This window comes from Brenneria sp. g21c3 (assembly GCF_040240345.1).
Lineage (GTDB): Bacteria > Pseudomonadota > Gammaproteobacteria > Enterobacterales > Enterobacteriaceae > Brenneria.
In genome coordinates, this window is the sequence record NZ_JBEIAB010000019.1 from 1 (window position 1) to 19,525 (window position 19,525).

A 19,525-nucleotide genomic window follows, 5' to 3' on the forward strand; every position below is an offset into this window, starting at 1 on the left:
TCGGCCTGTTTGAGGATGGCGATGATCTGACTGTCGGTAAAGCGTGATTTTTTCATAGCGAATCTCCTGCGTTCAGATTACGAGAAAATTCTACTTATGAACACTCCGCTTTTTCGGGGGGATTACCAGAGGTTATCGGCTGTAACCATTGACCAAACAATGAGACTGAACGCCCCTCCAGCGTTGGGTCGATCGTCTGGAACCTCAGCGGCGTTTTATTAGTAAAAGATAAATCGTTGTCAGTTTTATCGGCATAGGCGCCAACCAGCCACTTTGCCCCCTTATGCTCGCCTGATAACCTCAGCTCCTGGGATAAATTGCTAAGATGAAAATCCCGTTGCATAAAAAAACGCTCGGCGGGCATAAAGTCGGTGTCTTGCCTGAGTTTGTCATAATAGTCGGTTTTGGCCGTGATTGAACGGAGCGATACGCCGGAATCAAACTGGTGTGCGACATCCAAAGAGAAGGTCTCTCCCTCTGAATGATTCCAACTCGAAGTTCCAGAACGAACCTCATAGCGCGGTGCGGTCACGCTCCCCCATAATGATCCGCCATCACGATAGTTCAGATGGCTATAACGTAATGAGATGTCGCTGTTTTCATCAGGCGTCCAGCGAATAACGGCCCGCCCATCGTAGCTTTTACGATCATCGGCCCAGTCACCGCTGTAACGATTGTGGATAAATCCATCCTGTTCGCGAAGCTGACCGGCGATACCGACATAAAGCGTATCCTCAATAAGGGGATGCGCAATATCCAACCGTAAAACATGCTTATCACGGCTGCCCAACTCGCCGTCGACTCGGGCATAGGGGGTATCATCAGGCTGACGCGTATAAATATTCAATACCCCGCCTTCCGCATTTTTACCGTACAACGCAGATTGCGGACCGCGTAGAACCTCAACCCGCTCAACGCCCACTAAACTATTTTCAAACCCCTGATTGGCGATGGTGGGTACCCCATCCACCATCATTAACATTGAAGAAGAAAATGTGGTTGCATAGGAGGTCAGACCGCGAACCACCGGAGGATTAAAACCGGACTGACCCGTGCTCTGAAAGCTAAAGCTGGGCGTTTTACGCGCCAGCGTTTCTAAATCTTCTATCCCCTGACGATGCAGAACATCGTCAAAAAAAGTAGAAAGGCTGATGGGTACCTCCTCTGCCTGCTGTTCCGTTTTATCGGCAGTAACCATAATAACGGACTCCTCACCATAACTGAGTGAACACGCCGCCCCGGAAAAACCAATACAGATCGCTTGATAAAAGAGATGTTTTTTTATTTTAAGTTTATTCATAGCATTATTCTCTGGCACTAAAAATTCATAGAGTTAACAACGTCAAGTAAATAAGTTATTTCATGAGCTAACGACTGATGTACGAAAGCAGAGCCCCCTGATTTTATTTGATAAAAATTATCAATACAGTTTTGATTACTATGAGATAAGATCTATTCCGTATGGATTATTTTTTATTTCGATAAAATAAAGCATCTGCCAGCGACGACCCATTGACAGCAGGTGATGATTATCATATTCACCGCGCCGCGGCTCATCACCAGCTTTGTACGTTTCTTGCGCGTCAAAAACAGTTATGTTATAAAACCTAAATGACATCCATTATCATTTGACTCGATATTCGTATGAAAAATCCGGCATTGCGTCTGCGCCAGGAAAATGGAAGGTAATCAGTATGCTATTAAAAAAGGAATATCAGCTTAGCCATGAACATTTCCTCCTGCGCAACGATGAAAAGTCCGGCGCCACTCGTTTTCAACCAGTTGAAAATTATGGAAAATGCTATTCAGACCACTTTGAACTTGCCCCTGATTTAACATTAGTCCATTTACACTACAGCCCAATATGCGATCTGGTCATCAAAGCATCAGATAATCCACATAAAAATCATGTTTTAGTCATTACCTTCGGGCTACATGGAAAGTCTTGTTACCAGGCAACACAATCCGTTCCGACGGTTAATTTCACTGCGGGATACACTACGATTAATGCATTTCACCACTGTACCGGCCAGCGTCGCTATAAATCCGGTGAAACAACATCACAATTACGTCTGGTTATTGGGGGGAATTTATTGCGCCAATATATTGGCAAAGAACGCGCCGACTTATTATTAGGAAATGGAAAATTAAGCCAATTATCTTATCATAAAACACCACTCACCAGTCTCTCTCATGCTTCGATACTCACGCGCCACATTAATCATGATTCAGTCAGCGAAAATAAGTTAATATTACATACTCACAGTCTCTGTTTATTGTCTGAACAACTCGAACGTTTACTGCCACAAACTAAAGAAAGTAGAAAAAAATTCTCTCCCGATGAAATTCAAAAGTTAGAACAGGCGCAGAATATTATGCAACAGCGAATGGGAGAGTCCATAACCGAGGAGTACCTGTGTGCGACTCTCGGTATGAGCAAGTGTAAGCTCAGGGAAGGTTTTCGTTATCTGTTTAATTCCACGCCCTATAAAATGCTATTAGAAATGCGCATGCGCAAAGCCTATCTATTGTTGGAGTCAGGGTATCAAGTCGCTCAAACCGCCTGGAGCGTAGGGTATAGCCACCCTAATAATTTTAGCGTGGCATTTAATAAGTTTTTCGGTTATCCGCCCAAACTTGTTTTTCATAAACAATAACCGCACGAAAAACATTGGCGAGGGAAACGATTGAACCAGTCCGCGCGTGTTCAATACGCGCCTGCAACACAGGCGCATGAAGGATAAGCGTCACGACGGATTCACCGCGTCATTCGCCTTGCGATAATGCCGGACGAACGTGGCGATAATACCCGGCAGGCACATCCCCAGCAGGATCAGGCCGCCGCCCAGCAGCACATTGCCCGACAGGGTTTCGTGCAGTAGCCAGACGGCGAACAGCGCAGAGAATACCGGTTCAAGATTGTAAATCAGGATGGCGCGGGTCGGCGTGGTGTAACGCTGATAGCGGGTCTGAACCCAGAAGGCGATCACCGTGGAGAAGATCGCCGTCACCAGCAGAGCCAGCACCAGCCCGCTGTCCCATACCGTCGGTAACACCGCTTCTCCTCTGAAATGCTGAATCAGCATGATCGCCGCCGCCATTGAGACGATCTGTAAAAACGTCAGCGTCATATTGTCGTGACGGGCGCTAAGTCTGTCGAGCGCCATAATATGTAGGGCGGTGAACAACGAGCCAATGACCACCAGCGTATCGCCCCACTGTAGCTGCCAGCCGCGAATATCCGACATCAGATACAGGCCGGCGACGCCAAACAGCGTCGCCAGCGCCGCTTCAAATGACGGCAACTTGCCCGACAGCGGCCCGGAGAGCAGCAGCACCCAGATAACGCTGAGCCCGGCAAGGAATCCGGTGTTTGACGCTGTAGTCATTTGCAGGCCGAAGATAAGAAAGACGAACCCCGCCCCAAGCAGCAGGCCCAACAGGAGACCCGCCGACAGCGTTTTCAACGACATCGCTCGCAGCCCCCCGGCGCTGAACGGCAACAACAACAGCGCGGATAACATAAAGCGCAATCCCAACACCATCAACACCGGATGTGCGTTAACCGCCTGCTTCATCACTGGAAAACCGATGCCCCACCCTGCCGCCACGCACGCCAGCAACAGCTCGGCGACCCAGCGTTTGGGCGTAATTCCGCTCATGCTATTCCTCTCAGCCTCTGTGCTGCGAAAACCAATAGATCCAGAGCGGAGTCCAGTTCCTCAATCTCAGTGGCATAGCCGAAACTTAATCGAATAGCACTCTGGATAACGGCGTCATCCAGCCCCATCGCACTCAGCACATGGCTCGGTTTTTGCTCGGCGGAGTGGCAGGCCGAAGCGCTGCTCAATGCCACCTTCATTTTTAACTTCTTCAATAAAGTGCCGGCCTTAACTCCCGGCACAGAAAAGTTCACCGTATTCGGCAGACTTTGCCGGCGGCAACCGTTAATCACGGCATCAGGAATATGCGACAGCAGACGATCGATAAAATGCTGCTTCATCTTTTGCTGGCGACTTACGCGCTGCTGATGCGATGCAATAAACAGTTCCGCGGCCTTGGCCATGCCTGCCGCCCCGGGAAGGTTGACCGTACCGCTGCGCAGCCCCGACTCCTGGCCGCCGCCGTGGATCAGCGGCGAGTTAAGCAGAACCTCCGGTCGTGAACAATAGAGTGCGCCGATGCCCTTGGGACCATAAAATTTATGCGCCGACAGGCTGACAAAATCCGGCCTGAACTGCGCCACCGAAAACGGCAGTTTCCCCACCCACTGCGCCGCATCGGTGTGAAACAGGATATTGTGCCGGCGAGCGATGGCGCCAATCTCGTCCAGCGGCTGCAAAACGCCGGTTTCATTATTGGCCGCCATAATGGAGATCAGGCGGGTATCGGGACGTATCGCGGCCTGTAGCGAGGTCAGGCACACCCTTCCCTGGCTATCGACCGGCAGATAAGTGACCTCGACGCCGTAGCGATCGAGATGCTGGCAAATATTCAGCAGGCACTTATGCTCAATGGCGCTGGTGATGATATGCACCCTGCCATGAGGCAGGTAATAATCGGCGACCGCTCTGATCACGGTATTGTTAGCTTCGGAAGCGCCGGAATTGAAAGAGAGATGTCTCGGTTCGGCATCGATCAACTGTGCGACGATAGCGCGACACTCCTCCAGATAGCAGTTGGCTCTTATGCCTTCATAATGGCTGATGGAAGCAGTATTGGCGTAATATTCATCAACGCAATAGATAACGGCCTCACGGACTTCCGGCGCCATAACCGTGGTTGCATTATTGTCCAGATAAATCATGTTCGTTAACCCCGTGTCCCTGCGGTTATATCGCTATCCCGGCAAATTTCTGCGCGGGTATGATTCAGCGCTATACTGTGTTTGACCTCGGCAATTCTCCCTTCTTCATCGCCAAAGAAAATATTCACAATCGCGGCATTAAGGCAATCCTCATCCTGAAGAATGGAAAACGCGGATTTACCCTGAATCACTTTGATGCGGTCTGACATTTCGCACCAGTCAATGATCATAAACTTGTTCACGCCAAAGAACTGCTGTTTTAATTTCATCAATACATCGTCGTAATGCTGTGCGATAATAGCCGGACATTTCGCCGTATATACACTACCTTGACGCCGAGCGAGCAGGAAAGGCGTCTCCCCGGCCGGCGCTATTTTAATTTCGCTGTATTCTCCATCCTCAGTAATCACCAATCCTTCGGCGCCCTGCTTAATTTTTTTCTTAATATTTCTAATCGCACGGTTTTTGCAGGTGCGTTCAGAGAAAATCATTAATTTATCGCGTTTGATATGCGGACTGGCGGCAATGAACGCTTCCAGTTCATCGGGTAATCCCACTGAGTCCAGTCTGTCAGGCTCGGGAGGCGGGGTTAATGTACAGCTTTCTTCAGAACAGGCCATCCCCAAATCATCAACCAGAATGCCATAAACCAGCTTGACGTTTTTCTGGTAGGCTTTGATCAGCCGAGAACCAAAATCAACCGCATCTTTAAGCGAATTTAACGCGAAGTCGTCTACGCCGAATCGACTGTTAAAATGACCTGCTTCCAGATAGATCACCTGTTTATCGTCACTGCATTGATAGCAAGAATCAACAGAGGACATCAATGAATCGAAATAAAACTGAGGAGAGTTAATTCCATGTGATAGAGACATAATACCACCTTAACCTGAAAAGAGTGACAACTGACTATATTGGTAGCAACGAAATAATAGAAAACATAAAGAAAAAATATTCACTTCTCACAAGTGAAACAACAGTGCATTAATATAAATTGAATATAGAAAATTAACTTCAATACGCCATAAAGTTGATTACTCCCATCCCTGAAAATCAGGCCAGAGTAAAACATGGATATAGTTCCTCTGCAACCCGAAAATCCCATTTTCATTCATAAAAAAACAGATTTCCGGCTCGATTAATTTATCCAATGGAAAATTTCATTTAAAATCACTCAGATATATAAACGCATAAAAAAACAGAATAATTACCTAATAAAATAATTATTAATAATTGAATGATAAGCCTAGTTAATAAATAATCCCGCTAATCGGCGACAACATTGCCATAAACGCAAGCGAGTTTTAGAACGACAGCCGCGCAGGAGAAACCCGCATCAAATCTTGATTGCCACGTCAGAACATCAGGTTTTAAATGAATTCAGCTCAAGCAATACACATGCGTCGTCAAACCTGCGCAGTATGCACTGCCTCCCATGATACGGCGCCATTACTCTGATAAGGCACTGGATACAATTATCACTCGCGTGATTAAATGATAATCAACTAATCGTGGATAATTAATTGTAAAAAACATTTACATTCTTCCGCCAATGGATGTTTGATATATAGCGTCCTTATAAAAAGTAAAGGATCATACCGTTGCCCTTTATTAAGATTTATAAAACTAAAAAAACCTTATCACGCCAATATAAATATCACTGTCGGTAAATAGGTTGACTAGCATTTGAAAATGGTTTTCTGATGTAATAGTATTTACTTGTCATCGTATATTTTCATGCATATAGTAATGTCACTTTCTCGTTTTACTATAAAATATATTGTATGCTATCTATATCTTCTTAACCATCAGGACGGAAACAAATGAGTGAAGCCCTCAAAATATTAAATAACATTCGTATACTGCGTGCGCAGGCGCGTGAAATCGATCTGGAAACACTGGAAGAGATGCTGGAAAAGTTGACCGCCATTGTTGAAGATCGCCGTGAAGAAGAATCTGCAATCCAAAAAGAACAGGCTGAACGTCAAGCCAAAATCGAAGCCTTACGCGCCAAACTGCTGGAAGATGGCATTGATCCTACCGAACTCCTTGCCGGGATACCGCCAAAAGCAGCCAAGGCTAAACGTGCGCCTCGTCCAGCCAAATACAAATATATTGATGAAAATGGCGATGAGCAAACCTGGACCGGTCAGGGCCGGACGCCTAAAGCCATCAAAACGGCGCTGGATAACGGTAAGAAATTGGACGATTTCCAGATTTAACTAATTAACGCCTGTTTTTCATGTTGCTGTATGAAATGTCTCTTATTTGTACGAGTAGTCATTAAAATACAGCAACATTTTCATAAAAATACAATCTCGCGGCTTTGCTTTTGACAAAAACTCATCTTCATTCCTGCCTGTAATATTATAGGACTGAGCATGAAACCGACTATCGCGCTCATCTGGACTGGCTCGACATTAAAAATAGATTTTAAACCGTTCGCCGTTTGGATGTAAAAATCTCAGACTTGGGCTGATACATTTGAGGCTTATCACTGTCGGCGTCGCTGGGTCTGGGCAACGCCAGTATCCCGGGCCACGGGCAATTTCAATAAACGTTTTAGGTTTCCGCTGGCGATGTTGCGGCGCGCATCGTCATCCAGACCCAGACTATCGAATACCCGGTTCAACGGCTCGCGGATCGCTCCCCGGTTGATGATTGGCCAGTCGCTGCCGGTAATAACATGATCGCTGCCTAGCAAATCGATGGCATGGGCAATGGTTTGCGGGCTAAACCCCATGGTGTCGATATAGATATGCTGGCGTAATTCTGCCGGGGTTCCCGCCAGAAAGCGCGCGGTATGATCAAAAGCGGCGCTTAGGGTCAGACCGGCAATGCCGATAGTGGCGATAACGATCTGTAAGCCCGGCAACGTCGCCAGCAAGTCGTTATGCAATAACGAGATGAGCGCGGCCGCATTGATGGTTCCCCGCGCCAATAGAATGCCTTGATGGTCATAATCGGCCAGGCGTTCGGTCAATACCGGCGGATTCACCGGATGGATAAAAACAGGTATTTTCAGCTCGGAGGCCAATTGTAAAGTAGGCCGAGCCTCCGCCGCATCCAGTAAAAGATCCCCGCTGGCGCTCTCAATGAATAATCCCGATAACCCCAGTTCCCGGATCGCCCGTTCAGCTTCGCGCGCGCCCGCTTCGCCATTAAAGGCGTCGACGCTGGCCAAGGCGTAAAGTTTACCGTGGTGGCGTAGGGTCAGTTCGGCGAGATAATCGTTAATGTCCTGAATGATTTTCGTCGGAACACGCCGTTCCTCGCCGCCCACGAACGCCAGAGGCGTATTAATCACCCTCGCCTCCAGATCGCCCTTATCCACCTGTTCCAACAAGGCGTCGATACTATGCAGATAGCGATAATTCTCTTCCCAGCGCGCCTGCTGGGACGCAGCAAAATTCGGGCGCAGGGCGGACCATTGCGCACCGACATGGTGGCAGTGAAAATCAATAATACCCGGTGTGGACATAAACGATTGCCTTATGATTTTCGCTCGTCGCCGACCAAAGCCAATGAGCCCGGCAATAGGAAGACATCTACTACAGCAGCTCGGTCGACAACGGTCAAATGACTATAATTTATTCTCTTATTAGTTATTTATCTTTGGCGTCGAATAATATGCCGACTCCAGAAGAGGTTATCCTCATCAGAACTTATCGCAATCGCGCGTTTATTGACTTAACCACGTTATTCTCACCCGTCAGGCATGAGGAACCATCAGCCTCACATTCTTGATTAAGAAATCAATAAATACTCTGGCTTTAGGCGGGGTAAGATAATTGGCCGGCGATATGATATAAGCGACATCTTGTTGTGGCGGTATCATTTCATATTCAGGCAGAACGACGACCAGTTCGCCGGACTCAATCAGTTTCTGCGCCACAAAGTTGGGCAAGATACCGATACCGCGGCCTTGCAGCAAAGCGTCCAGCATCGCATCGCCGTTATTGGTGAGCAACCGGGGCTGTATTAAAAGCGGGTATTCCTGATCGCCCCTGGCGAAGCGACAGATTGATCCAAACCCTCGGTCTTTAGGCATAAAGACAGCATGCTGTTTAAGCTCATCCAGCGTGTCCGGTCGTTCCCGGTCATATTTTTGGGCGCAGACCAGAACATAATTCACCGGAATCAGCACCCTGGCGACCCAATCTTCGGGCGGGCGATGGGTAATTCTAATCGCAAGGTCATAACGCTCCCGGAGCAGGTCAGCAAGATTGTCCGACAGATCCATATCCACCCGTATATCCGGATACTGCGCCAGAAAGTGCGGCAGCAGCGGTGAAAGAACCATTTTGCCGAGCGTAACGGGCGCCGTAATGCGAAGTAATCCCTGCGGGACTTCACTGTAAGTTTGCGCTCTTGCCAGCAATTCATTCGCCTGCTCAATAATCGCACAGGCCATCTGGTAAATTTCCCGCCCGGCTTCCGTCACCTGCAAATATCTTGTCGACCTTTGCAACAGCACAACATTCAGATCTTTCTCCAGACGATCGATCTGTCTGGCGACGGACGAAGGGCTCAACGACATTGCTCTTCCCGCCGCAGAAAAACTGCCGCCCGCCACTACCTGGGTAAAGGTCACCAGATTCGGCAGGAGTCCCTCGATGTTATTTATGCGCACGGTGCAAAACTCCTGTTCGAATATGTCTATTCACAGATGCCGAAATATCTTCAACACTACACCTGACAGCTCAATCCGGCTCCTTCTTATCACAGATAAATATCCAAGAGGGAGAAGAGGCGATGATTAAAGACAATACGAAAGCGACGATTTTCCAGGCAAGGTTAGCCTGGGATACGCAAGCCATGCTAAGGAAATATTCTCGTGAACACGACAGAAAAACAATCCGGTACAATTCAGTTGACCATCGCCATGGTTCTATCCGGCACCATCGGGTATTTCGTCATCGAGTCCGGTCAGTCCCCTATTAACGTGGTCTTCGCCCGATGTCTGGTAGGTAGTCTGTGTCTGGTTATTTATTGCCTTTATGCCAGGTTATTTACTACGACCTATCTTACTATCAGGAATATAGGGTTGATGATTATCGTGGGATTATCGGTCGTCCTTAACTGGCTCGCGCTATTCAGTTCATATCAATATGCGTCTATAGGCGTCACGACGACCCTATACCATATGGCTCCATTCATTGTTTTTTTCGCCGGCGCGTTTCTTTTCAAAGAAGGCGTGAGTAAATCCAGGCTCGTATGGCTGCTCATCGCTTTTCTGGGCGTCGTGCTGATTGGCGCCCCGGACAATCAAACTATCGCCGTCGGCAATTCATACCTTCTTGGCTGCGGGCTGGCTCTTGTTGCCGCGGCATTATATGCAATAGCCACTCTCGCCAGTAAATTTATCAATAACATACCGCCGCATATTATCGCGCTATCTCAGATGTTGATTGGCGTCGCGCTCTTATTGCCATTAACGGATTTCAGCCAATTGCCTGACACGTTATGGCGCTGGAATTGCCTTATTATACTCGGCATCGTCCATAGCGCTTTCATGTACATCCTGATTTATGCTGCGTATAGAAAATTACAGACAGCCGCCATCGCCATTCTCTCCTATATCTACCCCGTCGCCGCAGTCATTATTGATTACGTCGCTTTTGATCACGTTTTCTCAGCCTTACAAATCGCGGGAGGGGTGATAATCCTCGTCGCCGGACTCTGCGGGACGCTGAATCTGAATCCTTTCATTTTAAAGAAAGCGCAATAATTTAATCCTCCACAGATAAACAATGCCCCCAGGGATAGACCCAGTCACGATACTGAAAAAAGTCGGCCCGGCACTGAGGTTTGGTCTTCTCTTACTCGTTCATGAATTATCAGCCAGAAAATACGGAGCGATAGAGTCCCTATGGCTGACGGAAATAAACGTATAGAGAACGGTTAGCCGTTCAACCAACCATTTGAGGAAAACGCGTGACGACACGGCTTGCAGCACCACCGGAACCTAAAAAGGATGATGAATATTATGACGATGTCGACATTCCGGCCACAACGTTTGTGCTGGACAATGGCCTTACCGTTATTGTCCATGAAAATCATGACGTCCCTCTGGTTTCACTAAATCTGATTTATCAAGTGGGCTCGAAAGATGAACCCGCCGGGAAAACCGGCTTTGCGCATTTATTTGAACACCTGATGTTTGAAGGTAGCGAAAATGCGCCAGGCTCGTTTCTGGAAAACCTACTGAAAGCCGGCGCCTCAAACCTCAACGCCTTCACCGGGCAGGACCGTACCACTTACCATGAAACCGTGCCTGTCGGCTCGTTGGATTACGCGCTGTTTATCGAGTCTGATCGGATGGGGCATTTTTATTCGACTATCAATCAAGCCTCGCTGGATCAGCAGCGTCGCGTGGTGCTGAATGAAAAGCTGGAAACGGAAAGCGGTCCTTACGGCAAACTTCATGAACTGAAATTAAAAGGGTGCTTTCCCGCTTCACATCCTTATGCCCACACAGTCATTGGCGAAGTGAAAGATTTGCGGGAGGCAACGCTGGAAGATGTCCAGCGCTGGTTTCGTACCTATTACACACCGTCAAATGCCGTATTGGCTTTAGCCGGTGATATTGATGTGGAAACCGCTCGGGAAAAAGTCACGGCCTGGTTCGACCATATTCCCCCTGGCCCGCCGTTATCCCGACCAACGGTATGGGTGCCCGCTATTCCTGAAAACCGACGCGATGTCTATCAGACCAGAGTGCCGAATAGCAGCTTAATGCTAACCTGGAACATCCCGCCTTATGGCGACAGGGCTACCACCTTACTGTCGATGGCGGCGGATATGCTTGCATCGGATATTTCCTCGTTACTCATCAAGCGATTGGTATATCAGGAAAAAATTGCCAGCCAGGCAATGGCGAACATTCATTATGCATCGTTGGTGAGTCAGTTTGTGATTAGCGTGACGGCAGTACCGGGCGTCGATCTGGCCCGCATTGAACAATCTGTACATGAAACGCTGCAACATTTTCTGACGCACGGCATTGATGACGATACGCTGGAACTGGTTAAAATAACGGCGTTATCCGCCTTCGCCAACGCCTGCAAAACTTCTGCGCCTATCGCGGAATTACTCTCCAGCGCTCATGTGATGTTAGGTGAGGCGAACCGCTATCGGCAGATTATCGACACCCTCAAACAGGCCGATGTGGAAAGCGTCCGGCAAGTTGCACAGCGCTGGTTGGGATGCGCTTGCCATACGATGCACATCGTTCCATTTACCTCAGAAACGACAGCGGTACAGCCCGTCGATCGCTCAACGCCGCCCGCGATTTTACCGCCTATGCCTTTTCAACTTCCCCCAATACAATACGGGCAATTAGACAATGGGTTATCGCTGGTTCTGATAGAACGCCACAGTCACCCCACCGTCAACATTGATGTCGTCTTACCCCGTGCTGAAGAACAAACTCCGGGTGAAGCGGCGTTACTATTTGATTTGCTTAATCAGGCAGGCGCCGGCGAGCGTGACGCTTTTGAATTCGCGACCGCGACCCGTCGTTTAAGCGCATCGATTAACGTTTGGCGCCGCGTACAGACAACGACATTATCGCTGTCATGCCGTCAATCACAGTTGGCCGATTCACTTGATCTCTTCCTGGACCGCTTTCAGCGCTCCGCGATAGCGCCAAGTGACTTTGAACGCCAGCGTGACTTGCTGAGGGATACCCTCAGCGGATTAAGACACGACGTGAGTGAGATGGTGAGCCGTCTGCTGCCGGCGGTGATGTATCCTCAGGGACATCCTTACCGTAAACCCCCAGGCATTGAAGGGACGCGATCTAGTCTGGAAAGTATCACGTTCGAACAACTTCAACAGTATCAGGCTCGCGCGCTCCGCCCAGTGGGAGGAAGGTTACTCATTGTGGGCGATACCACGCTGGATCAGATCGTCCCGATCCTGAATAACTCGCTCGGCAAGATCCCCTGGCGCCGGGAAAATGAGCGAGTCGGCGCTCACCAGGTGATGACAGCGCGGCAAAACCCGCTCTTTGTCTTTGATGTTCCCGGAGCGGAACAGTCGGCTATCGCAGCGGCAACCATGATCCCCGGTCTGGAATGGCCGCATGAAGCCAGTTTCAACATGCTGAATGAGATACTTGTCAGCGGCTTCGCCTCACGAATCAACCTGAATCTGCGTGAAGACAAAAACTGGACTTATGGCGTACACGGTCAGTTGTTGAACGATTTGGGCGCACGGGTTCATACGGTACAAACCGCGGTTCAGACCGATCGCACCGCGGAGGCTATGCAGGAAATCATTGCCGAATATAGCGCGCTTATCGCTGAACGCCCTATCACCGCCAGCGAATTGCAGGAAGTGAAAACGGCGGCGTCGTTGAGTCTGCACAGCGCCATCGAAGGGCTGGACGGCCTGAACAATATGCTGTCTTACCTCGTACGTTATCAACTGCCGGACGATTACTGGCGGCGTTATCAGGAGCGTATTGGCAAAACCACCGTGGATGATGTCAATACGCTGGCAAAAACGCTTTTTCATCCAGAAACGTTGACATGGATTGTGGCCGGAGATTGGTCGGTTATTCGGGCGTCGGTTCAGGCACTGGCGTTGAACGACATACAGGTGATTGCGGGCGACGGCGATCATTTGTATGACGCAAACACCGCATGAAAGCCTGCCAGACGGCATTCACGTATTCCGTTGTATTACCCTTTCTTTCATATTTGGAGTGGCTATGTCTGATGTAATCGTTACGGTGACGGATTCCTCACTGAACAGTTTGTTGCAAGAGTCCGAGGCGCCGGTTCTTGTGGATTTATGGGCGACCTGGTGCCAGCCGTGCCTGATGTTAGCGCCGCTGCTGGAAAAGATCGCCGCTGCCACAGCCGGCAATTTGGTTATTGCAAAACTGGACGTAGATCAATATCCCGCAGTGGCTCAGCAACTGCGAGTAAGGGGCATCCCAACCCTGCTTCTGTACAGCCATGGCAAAGAAGTATCCCGAAAAATTGGTGTTGATTCGCTTTCCGATTTGAATAACTGGCTACGTGATAACGGGGTTGCGGTTGAGTCTGACGAAGAAAAAATATCATGGCAGGCTGGGCAATCGAGCGCCTTTTATGGTGACGACGAGCTGGCCGCTTTTTTTTCTGCACGTCTGCGACGAGAAGCGGCCGCTCAGCATATCGCATCTTATTGGCAAGTGCCCCTGGAAGAAGGAAAGCAGGCACTGCCTGCCGCACTGGTAAAGCAAGATAAGCCAGGCGTTTTTGAAAAACTGACCGGCATACCCGCCGCCGTGGGAGAATGGATACATTTTCTGGATTATTCGACGCCTGAATTCGCCGACGAATTGGCTGCGTCGTTAAAAGCGGGGAAAGATCTGAGTTTACTGCCGATACAATTGATCACGACCTGGTTACAGGATACGCGTACTCAATGGGACCCGTGGCTGGCAGATGAAGTCAATCAATTCCGCCAACGCTGGTTAACGCTGGTACGCCCCTACTTGAATGGCGAAGAAACGTTACGCAGGGCGTGGATAGCGTTACGTGAAGATGCTCAGAACTACCTGATCCCACGCAGCGAGGAGTATACCTTCGAGCGCTATGTGGCGACGGTGATTTACGAACTTTCTCCGCCAGGAGGTATTAATGACGCGGAGACCTGGGGCGCCCTGCTTTACGCGCTTAGCGAAGCACAAACTCGAATCGAACAGATCCTTGCCGGCTGGACGGAAGATGATTTTCAGCGACCGAAGCAACGCGACTTATGGCTTCATGAACATATGGATCCTAACCTACCGGAGAAAGACGCGCAGCAGGCTTATGAGCAATTGCTGTCCCGCTGGTCTCAGGCCCATGAAGCATTTATAGCCAAAGAGAATGATTTTTACCAACAGCAAACGGCATTGTTAAAAAAGGCATTTTCGCCGTTACGGGCGCAATGTTCCCGCTTGTTGCGCGAGGCTCCCGCGGCCGACGATACAGTTTAAGCGCGATAAAGCGTATTCGTTTGATCTGACGGACAAAAGACAGGCCGTTGACACATAACCCCCTTGTCGAACGGCGATAATGGAATACAAGAGTAAAGCGTCCGCGCCAGGGACAACACTTGTTGGGAACGCCTTTCAACGTCGCTTGCGACGGTCTCCTAAATGATAAGGCGTTCCCAGCTTATTCCGGGTAGATGCTGTTTCATTAACTGGTTTGGCGAATAAAAAACTCGATTGGAACCACCAGTTCCAAACGGTCGCCTTTCATGACATTCATAGGAGGCGGAGGCAGCGGCGAGGCGCGCTTGATTAACGCCAGCGATTCACGATCCAACAGGTCGTACCCATTGCTTTTCACAATGGTTGAGCTTAATACATTTCCACGTCCATCAATCACAAAACGAATCAATACCGTATCCTGCTGTTTTGAGCGAAGAGCATAAGCCGGGTAGCGTTTTTCCTTTTGTAATTTAGCGAGAATATCCGATTCCCAACTGCGCTTCGCCTGTTGAGATTGCAAAGTGCTGGCCGCCCCCACTTGGGCCGCACGGTTCTGATCGGCCTTTTGTTCCATATTATTGTCCCGTCGCGCAACGGAAGACTGTACCGGCAATCGGTCGAGGGGGCGCTCCTGTTTTTCCGGTTTCGACAGCCGTTTTTTAGGCTCCGGTTTTTTCTTTGGCGGCGTCTTTTTTTCCCGTACGGCGACGTTAACCGGCGCCGGAATCTCTTTTACCGGCGTCTCAGGAATTATCAGTTTTTCCGCAATAATCTCTTTGACTGGTTCCAGCGCAGGAGCCGTTGGCGTTTGGTCTATACTCACGATCCGGGTGGATGTCGGTAACGCGAGCTCCACCACAATCGGCGCCGCCGCCGGCATTTGCGGAGGAAGCGCAGGTGCGAATTTCGGGGATGATAAAAACGTCGCTGCGATACCTATATGCCCGCCAATCACCAGCAACGGGCAGACGAACCAGCGAAGTCCATCACGCCATCTTTTCGGTCGCAATGAGACTTCTGAAATCATGATTGATTATCTCCGCGCGACGCGCCCAGCCCCACCAGCGCGACCTTCGTGTAGCCCGCATCGCGCAGAAGATCCATCAACCCCATCAGCGCGGCATAGTCGACCTCTTTATCCGCACGCAGGAAAACGCGGGTTTCCTTATCGCCATGCGTAATCAACGCCAACTTAGCAGAGAACTGTTCACTTGAAACTTCAGCATCGCGAATATAAATAGCGCCATGTGTTTTAAGGCTAATGGTCAATGGCTCTTTTTCGCTGGGCGGCGATGAACTGGTGGTCGATGGCAAATCAATCGGCACGCTAACCGTAGAAAGCGGCGCCGCAACCATAAAAATGATCAGCAAAACCAGCATGACATCAATAAAAGGCGTGACGTTGATCTCATGCAAAGCATTCAGATCGTCATGCCCGCCTGACTGAGTAGGGGATGAAAAGGCCATATTTACGCTGCGCTCACTAAGGAATCTTTATGGGACGAGCCAACCTGCGCTTCGCTGTTTTGTCGATCCAGCTCCAGACTCAGCAAACACATTGTCAGCGTTGAAGCATCGGAAAGCGCCAAACGGTAACCGCTGATTTGCCGAGAAACCATGTTATAAAAAATGACCGCAGGCACGGCGACGATAAGACCCAGCGCGGTCGCAAATAGCGCTTCCGCAATACCGGGGGCTACCACGCTGAGGTTGGTTGAATGTGACTGTGCAATGGATATAAAGCTGTGCATGATGCCCCACACCGTACCAAACAGACCGACGAAAGGCGCGACGGCGCTGGTGGTGGCCAGAATGCTGGCGCCACGCGTCAGCACGCGCACCTCCGCCGCCTCCGTTCGCTGTATTCGTGCATGAACACGTTCTTTTATATGCGCTGGAGGATAGTGTTTCCCGGTATTGGCGTTTAGCTCTGTTTTAGCCAGCGTCAGCATATCAATGCACGCGGCGGAAGGATGTAGAGAGGAACTGTGCAATGAGGTTGCCTGAGCAAGCAATTGCACGCTTGCTTTCACGCGGCGTCGGTGGAGCGACACCTCCCAGGTTTTAGCCAGCCATAGTGTCCAACTCAGCAACGAACCAAAGATCAGTGTCAGAATAACGCTCTTACCGACGATATCCGCCTGTTGGTAAAGTCTGACTGGCGAAAAACCGCCATTTTGAGCCGCTGGAAAAGGAGGCGTCGGTTCTATCCGAGACGATGCCGAACCCATCGCGCGCGACACGGCGGGTACGTTGCCCGTATTATCTGCCGGCATCACGGTGGTTGATATACTTTCCGGCGTTATCTCGGCCGGGCTGGAGACGGTGACGTCGGCATAGGCATTGATGTCGCTCAAACAAAAAAATAACACGCTGAGCCGTAAAGCCCGCTTCACTCCTGACAGGTTTGGCATACGCGCCAGTCTTTCAGACGATATGATATTCACATTCACTCCTCATCCAACGACAAAAAAACTTGCCGCATGCAATAGCGGCGACTGTCTCTAATGGGGAAACGTTTATCCGGGCAGAAATTCACAAGAAAAAATGAAAAATTTTTATAAGACAAATGGAGGCCGGCCAAATAGCGCCGGAATTCTATTAATAGACGGTTGTTGATCACCGTCCCCGACCGTATTCCACGCCGCCATGCGCCAGACAAGTTGGATGTGCTTCTGGCTGGATAGATGTATTGCTATTACAGGGAGCGCCAACGAAAAACAGCGATAAAGCGCGAGTTTGAACGGCCGGTTCAGATACCATTTTCAGATGCGATTTTTACTCATCATCACCCGAGCAGAAAGGTATCGCAGGAACAAAAGTAGACAATATATCTCAAACTCGCTTTTCAAAAATTAAAATGATATCGATAAATTATAAAACTTAATATATTAAAGGTAATTAAGTTATTTTATCCTGGATTAGTCCGGTGCTTTCATCATCAGTTCACGGCAATGTAGTAATGCTCTCACAATATATTTCTCCACCAGACTCCTTGAGACTCCCATACGCGCTGCAATCTCTGCATGCGTCAACCCCTCAATACGACTCAGATATAACATTTCACGGCATTTTTCAGGCAACTCGGATAATGCCTGATCAATCACTGATAGTTGTTCTTTATGATATAGACGGTCTTCTTCAGAAGGGGAATAATTTTCAAACAGATGAATCGCGCCGTCCAGAAGCTGTGTCCTGCGTCGTTCAACGCGAAGATAATCCGTCGCGGCATTAAGGGCGACACGAATTAAATAATTACGCGCATCGTTATAGGTTGGAAATTCATTGGCGATGGACAGGACACGAAAATACATTTCCTGCGTCAAATCTTGTGCAATATGCCGGGAGCCAGTTCGATGATAAATAATTCGTTGTAGTGTGGACTGGATATCAATAAAAACATCCACAATATTGATACTGTTCGCCAACACCATAAACATCCTCTATCCTGGTAAAAACAGCAAAAAAATGATAATAAATGGCAGATTATTACGCCATCTTTGCGAAGGTAAAATAAATTAAACATGAAAGCTAATACATTTTTTGCATATCAAATGCATTGATCTTCCAGTGCAAAAAATCTTTCTTTTTTCAGGTTCATTATACCCATATAACCCATCCACCCTGGTTCGGTATTGCCATAAAATATTTAGCAAATTACGAAACACCATCAGCCTGGCTGTTTAAACTCATCACGTACTGGCGGGCGCTAATGAAGTCGAGCGCGCCTTCAGCCAGATAACCGGACCAACTTGTTTGACCTCGATAGGCAAGACGCGTTGCAGCCCATCCAGCCACTCATTGATGTTATGAACATTGACCACCGTGTTGATCTTCATATGCTTTGCCAGCGAGGCGTCGTAGAACCAATAACGTTTATCGTAGCGTTTCAACGCCTGCAACACGTCATCCAACGATGTATTATCAAACTGTAAGCGCCCGCTACGCCAGGATAAAGCCTGTTCAGCATTAAGACGAGTGATAGCTGGCTGATTATCGTCTGACGTAAAACGCACCTGTTCATTCGCCGTCAAATAGAGATTCCGATCAAGAGAACCGCCGCTCACCTGAACCCGGCCGCGTGTTACCGTTACCCATATGGCGTTATCGTCACGCCTGATAGAAAATGCCGTACCCAGCACCCGCACTTTGCCAAATCCGGCATCAATGACAAACGCTTTATCAGGGTCATGCGCGACATCAAAATACGCTTCTCCCTGCGCCAACTGCACCTGACGCAGCGTTGGACGATAGTCCACGTTCAGCGCGGTATTGGTGTCCAGTTGAACCTTGCTGCCATCCGACATGGCGACCAAACGCTGCTCTCCCGTCTGTGTACTGTAATCATAACGATGCAAGTGGCTGTATACGCCAACCGCCAGCGCCACAACCACGCTTGCCGCCACAGCCAGATTGCGCCTGCGTCGCCCAGAAGAAGGGGCGGCTGGTACGGATAGCGGCACCACGTTATCATTATCGGTTGATAAAGACGCGGGCAGCGCTTCGCCTACGGTAACCCACAGTTTACGGGCTTCATCCATTGCTTTGGCATGCTCAGGGCTCTGACTATGCCACTCTCTGAAAGCAGCCAACATGGATGGAGAAGATTCGCCTGACGTCAATCGCACCAGCCAGGTAATGGCCTCTTCTCCTAATGCGGAGGAATTTTTATTACGCGGTTCAGTAGAAATGGGCTGCTCCTTCACAGGTTCATCTCGTTATATGCCATTATGCAAAAA

16 protein-coding genes are annotated in these 19,525 nt (G+C 49.2%); 5 read left to right on the forward strand and 11 right to left on the reverse strand.

Annotation, left to right across the window (positions count from 1 at the left end; genetic code table 11):
• Positions 1 to 94 precede the first annotated feature (94 nt).
• On the reverse strand, positions 95 to 1,300 hold the full coding sequence (locus ABRZ28_RS20250) for a TonB-dependent receptor (protein ID WP_330521323.1): 1,206 nt from the start codon (positions 1,298 to 1,300) through the stop codon (positions 95 to 97).
• Between the two features lie 394 nt (positions 1,301 to 1,694).
• On the opposite strand from ABRZ28_RS20250, the gene ABRZ28_RS20255 reads away from it, so the two are divergent.
• Positions 1,695 to 2,657, forward strand: coding sequence for a helix-turn-helix domain-containing protein (locus tag ABRZ28_RS20255; RefSeq protein ID WP_330521324.1), 963 nt, complete (start codon positions 1,695 to 1,697; stop codon positions 2,655 to 2,657).
• Between the two features lie 90 nt (positions 2,658 to 2,747).
• Here ABRZ28_RS20255 and ABRZ28_RS20260 read toward each other — a convergent pair whose 3' ends face one another.
• The 3 genes from ABRZ28_RS20260 to ABRZ28_RS20270 are packed head-to-tail and all read right to left on the reverse strand — an operon-like array spanning position 2,748 to position 5,682.
• Positions 2,748 to 3,662, reverse strand: a complete 915-nt coding sequence (locus ABRZ28_RS20260; protein WP_330521325.1) for a DMT family transporter — start codon at positions 3,660 to 3,662, stop codon at positions 2,748 to 2,750.
• Positions 3,659 to 4,807 carry a cysteine desulfurase family protein gene (locus ABRZ28_RS20265; protein WP_330521326.1) on the reverse strand — a complete coding sequence of 383 codons (1,149 nt, stop codon included), beginning with the start codon at positions 4,805 to 4,807 and terminating at the stop codon, positions 3,659 to 3,661. The genes ABRZ28_RS20260 and ABRZ28_RS20265 overlap by 4 nt, the downstream gene beginning before the upstream one ends.
• Before the next feature lie 5 nt (positions 4,808 to 4,812).
• Entirely contained in the window at positions 4,813 to 5,682 is an 870-nt protein-coding gene (locus tag ABRZ28_RS20270; protein ID WP_330521327.1) for a hypothetical protein, read from the reverse strand.
• A 948-nt stretch (positions 5,683 to 6,630) separates the two neighbouring features.
• Between ABRZ28_RS20270 and ABRZ28_RS20275 the strand changes: the two genes are divergently transcribed.
• Positions 6,631 to 7,029: an H-NS family histone-like protein gene (locus ABRZ28_RS20275; RefSeq protein ID WP_319603311.1), complete on the forward strand. Its 399-nt coding sequence runs from the start codon at positions 6,631 to 6,633 to the stop codon at positions 7,027 to 7,029.
• A gap of 272 nt (positions 7,030 to 7,301) precedes the next feature.
• Here ABRZ28_RS20275 and ABRZ28_RS20280 read toward each other — a convergent pair whose 3' ends face one another.
• Both ABRZ28_RS20280 and ABRZ28_RS20285 read right to left on the reverse strand, forming a co-directional pair.
• The gene (locus ABRZ28_RS20280) at positions 7,302 to 8,288 is read right to left on the reverse strand and encodes an amidohydrolase family protein (protein ID WP_330521328.1); all 987 of its coding nucleotides are present in this window, start codon (positions 8,286 to 8,288) and stop codon (positions 7,302 to 7,304) included.
• Positions 8,289 to 8,519: 231 nt separating this feature from the next.
• Positions 8,520 to 9,440: a LysR family transcriptional regulator gene (locus ABRZ28_RS20285; protein WP_330521329.1), complete on the reverse strand. Its 921-nt coding sequence runs from the start codon at positions 9,438 to 9,440 to the stop codon at positions 8,520 to 8,522.
• A gap of 204 nt (positions 9,441 to 9,644) precedes the next feature.
• Here ABRZ28_RS20285 and ABRZ28_RS20290 point away from each other — a divergent pair, with 204 nt between their 5' ends.
• The 3 genes from ABRZ28_RS20290 to trxA all read left to right on the forward strand — a co-directional run bounded on the left by ABRZ28_RS20290 (position 9,645) and on the right by trxA (position 14,786).
• Positions 9,645 to 10,538 carry a DMT family transporter gene (locus ABRZ28_RS20290; protein ID WP_330521330.1) on the forward strand — a complete coding sequence of 298 codons (894 nt, stop codon included), beginning with the start codon at positions 9,645 to 9,647 and terminating at the stop codon, positions 10,536 to 10,538.
• Positions 10,539 to 10,744: 206 nt separating this feature from the next.
• Positions 10,745 to 13,462 (forward strand): M16 family metallopeptidase, encoded by a 2,718-nt coding sequence (locus ABRZ28_RS20295; protein ID WP_330521332.1) that lies wholly within the window; start codon positions 10,745 to 10,747, stop codon positions 13,460 to 13,462.
• Positions 13,463 to 13,526: 64 nt separating this feature from the next.
• The gene (gene trxA, locus ABRZ28_RS20300; RefSeq protein ID WP_330521333.1) at positions 13,527 to 14,786 is read left to right on the forward strand and encodes a thioredoxin; all 1,260 of its coding nucleotides are present in this window, start codon (positions 13,527 to 13,529) and stop codon (positions 14,784 to 14,786) included.
• A 205-nt stretch (positions 14,787 to 14,991) separates the two neighbouring features.
• Here the strand turns inward: trxA and ABRZ28_RS20305 are convergent, their stop codons facing one another.
• The 5 genes from ABRZ28_RS20305 to ABRZ28_RS20325 all read right to left on the reverse strand — a co-directional run bounded on the left by ABRZ28_RS20305 (position 14,992) and on the right by ABRZ28_RS20325 (position 19,492).
• A complete protein-coding gene (locus tag ABRZ28_RS20305) occupies positions 14,992 to 15,813 on the reverse strand; it encodes an energy transducer TonB (protein WP_330521334.1) in 822 nt (273 codons plus the stop codon).
• Entirely contained in the window at positions 15,810 to 16,253 is a 444-nt protein-coding gene (gene exbD, locus ABRZ28_RS20310) for a TonB system transport protein ExbD (protein WP_330521335.1), read from the reverse strand. Before exbD ends, ABRZ28_RS20305 begins: the two co-directional genes overlap by 4 nt.
• 2 nt (positions 16,254 to 16,255) lie before the next feature.
• A complete protein-coding gene (gene exbB / locus ABRZ28_RS20315) occupies positions 16,256 to 17,233 on the reverse strand; it encodes a tonB-system energizer ExbB (protein WP_330521336.1) in 978 nt (325 codons plus the stop codon).
• Positions 17,234 to 17,707: 474 nt separating this feature from the next.
• Complete coding sequence (locus ABRZ28_RS20320; RefSeq protein WP_330521337.1) at positions 17,708 to 18,226, reverse strand: RNA polymerase sigma factor; 519 nt, start codon at positions 18,224 to 18,226, stop codon at positions 17,708 to 17,710.
• A 252-nt stretch (positions 18,227 to 18,478) separates the two neighbouring features.
• Positions 18,479 to 19,492 (reverse strand): FecR family protein, encoded by a 1,014-nt coding sequence (locus ABRZ28_RS20325; RefSeq protein WP_330521338.1) that lies wholly within the window; start codon positions 19,490 to 19,492, stop codon positions 18,479 to 18,481.
• Positions 19,493 to 19,525 lie beyond the last annotated feature (33 nt).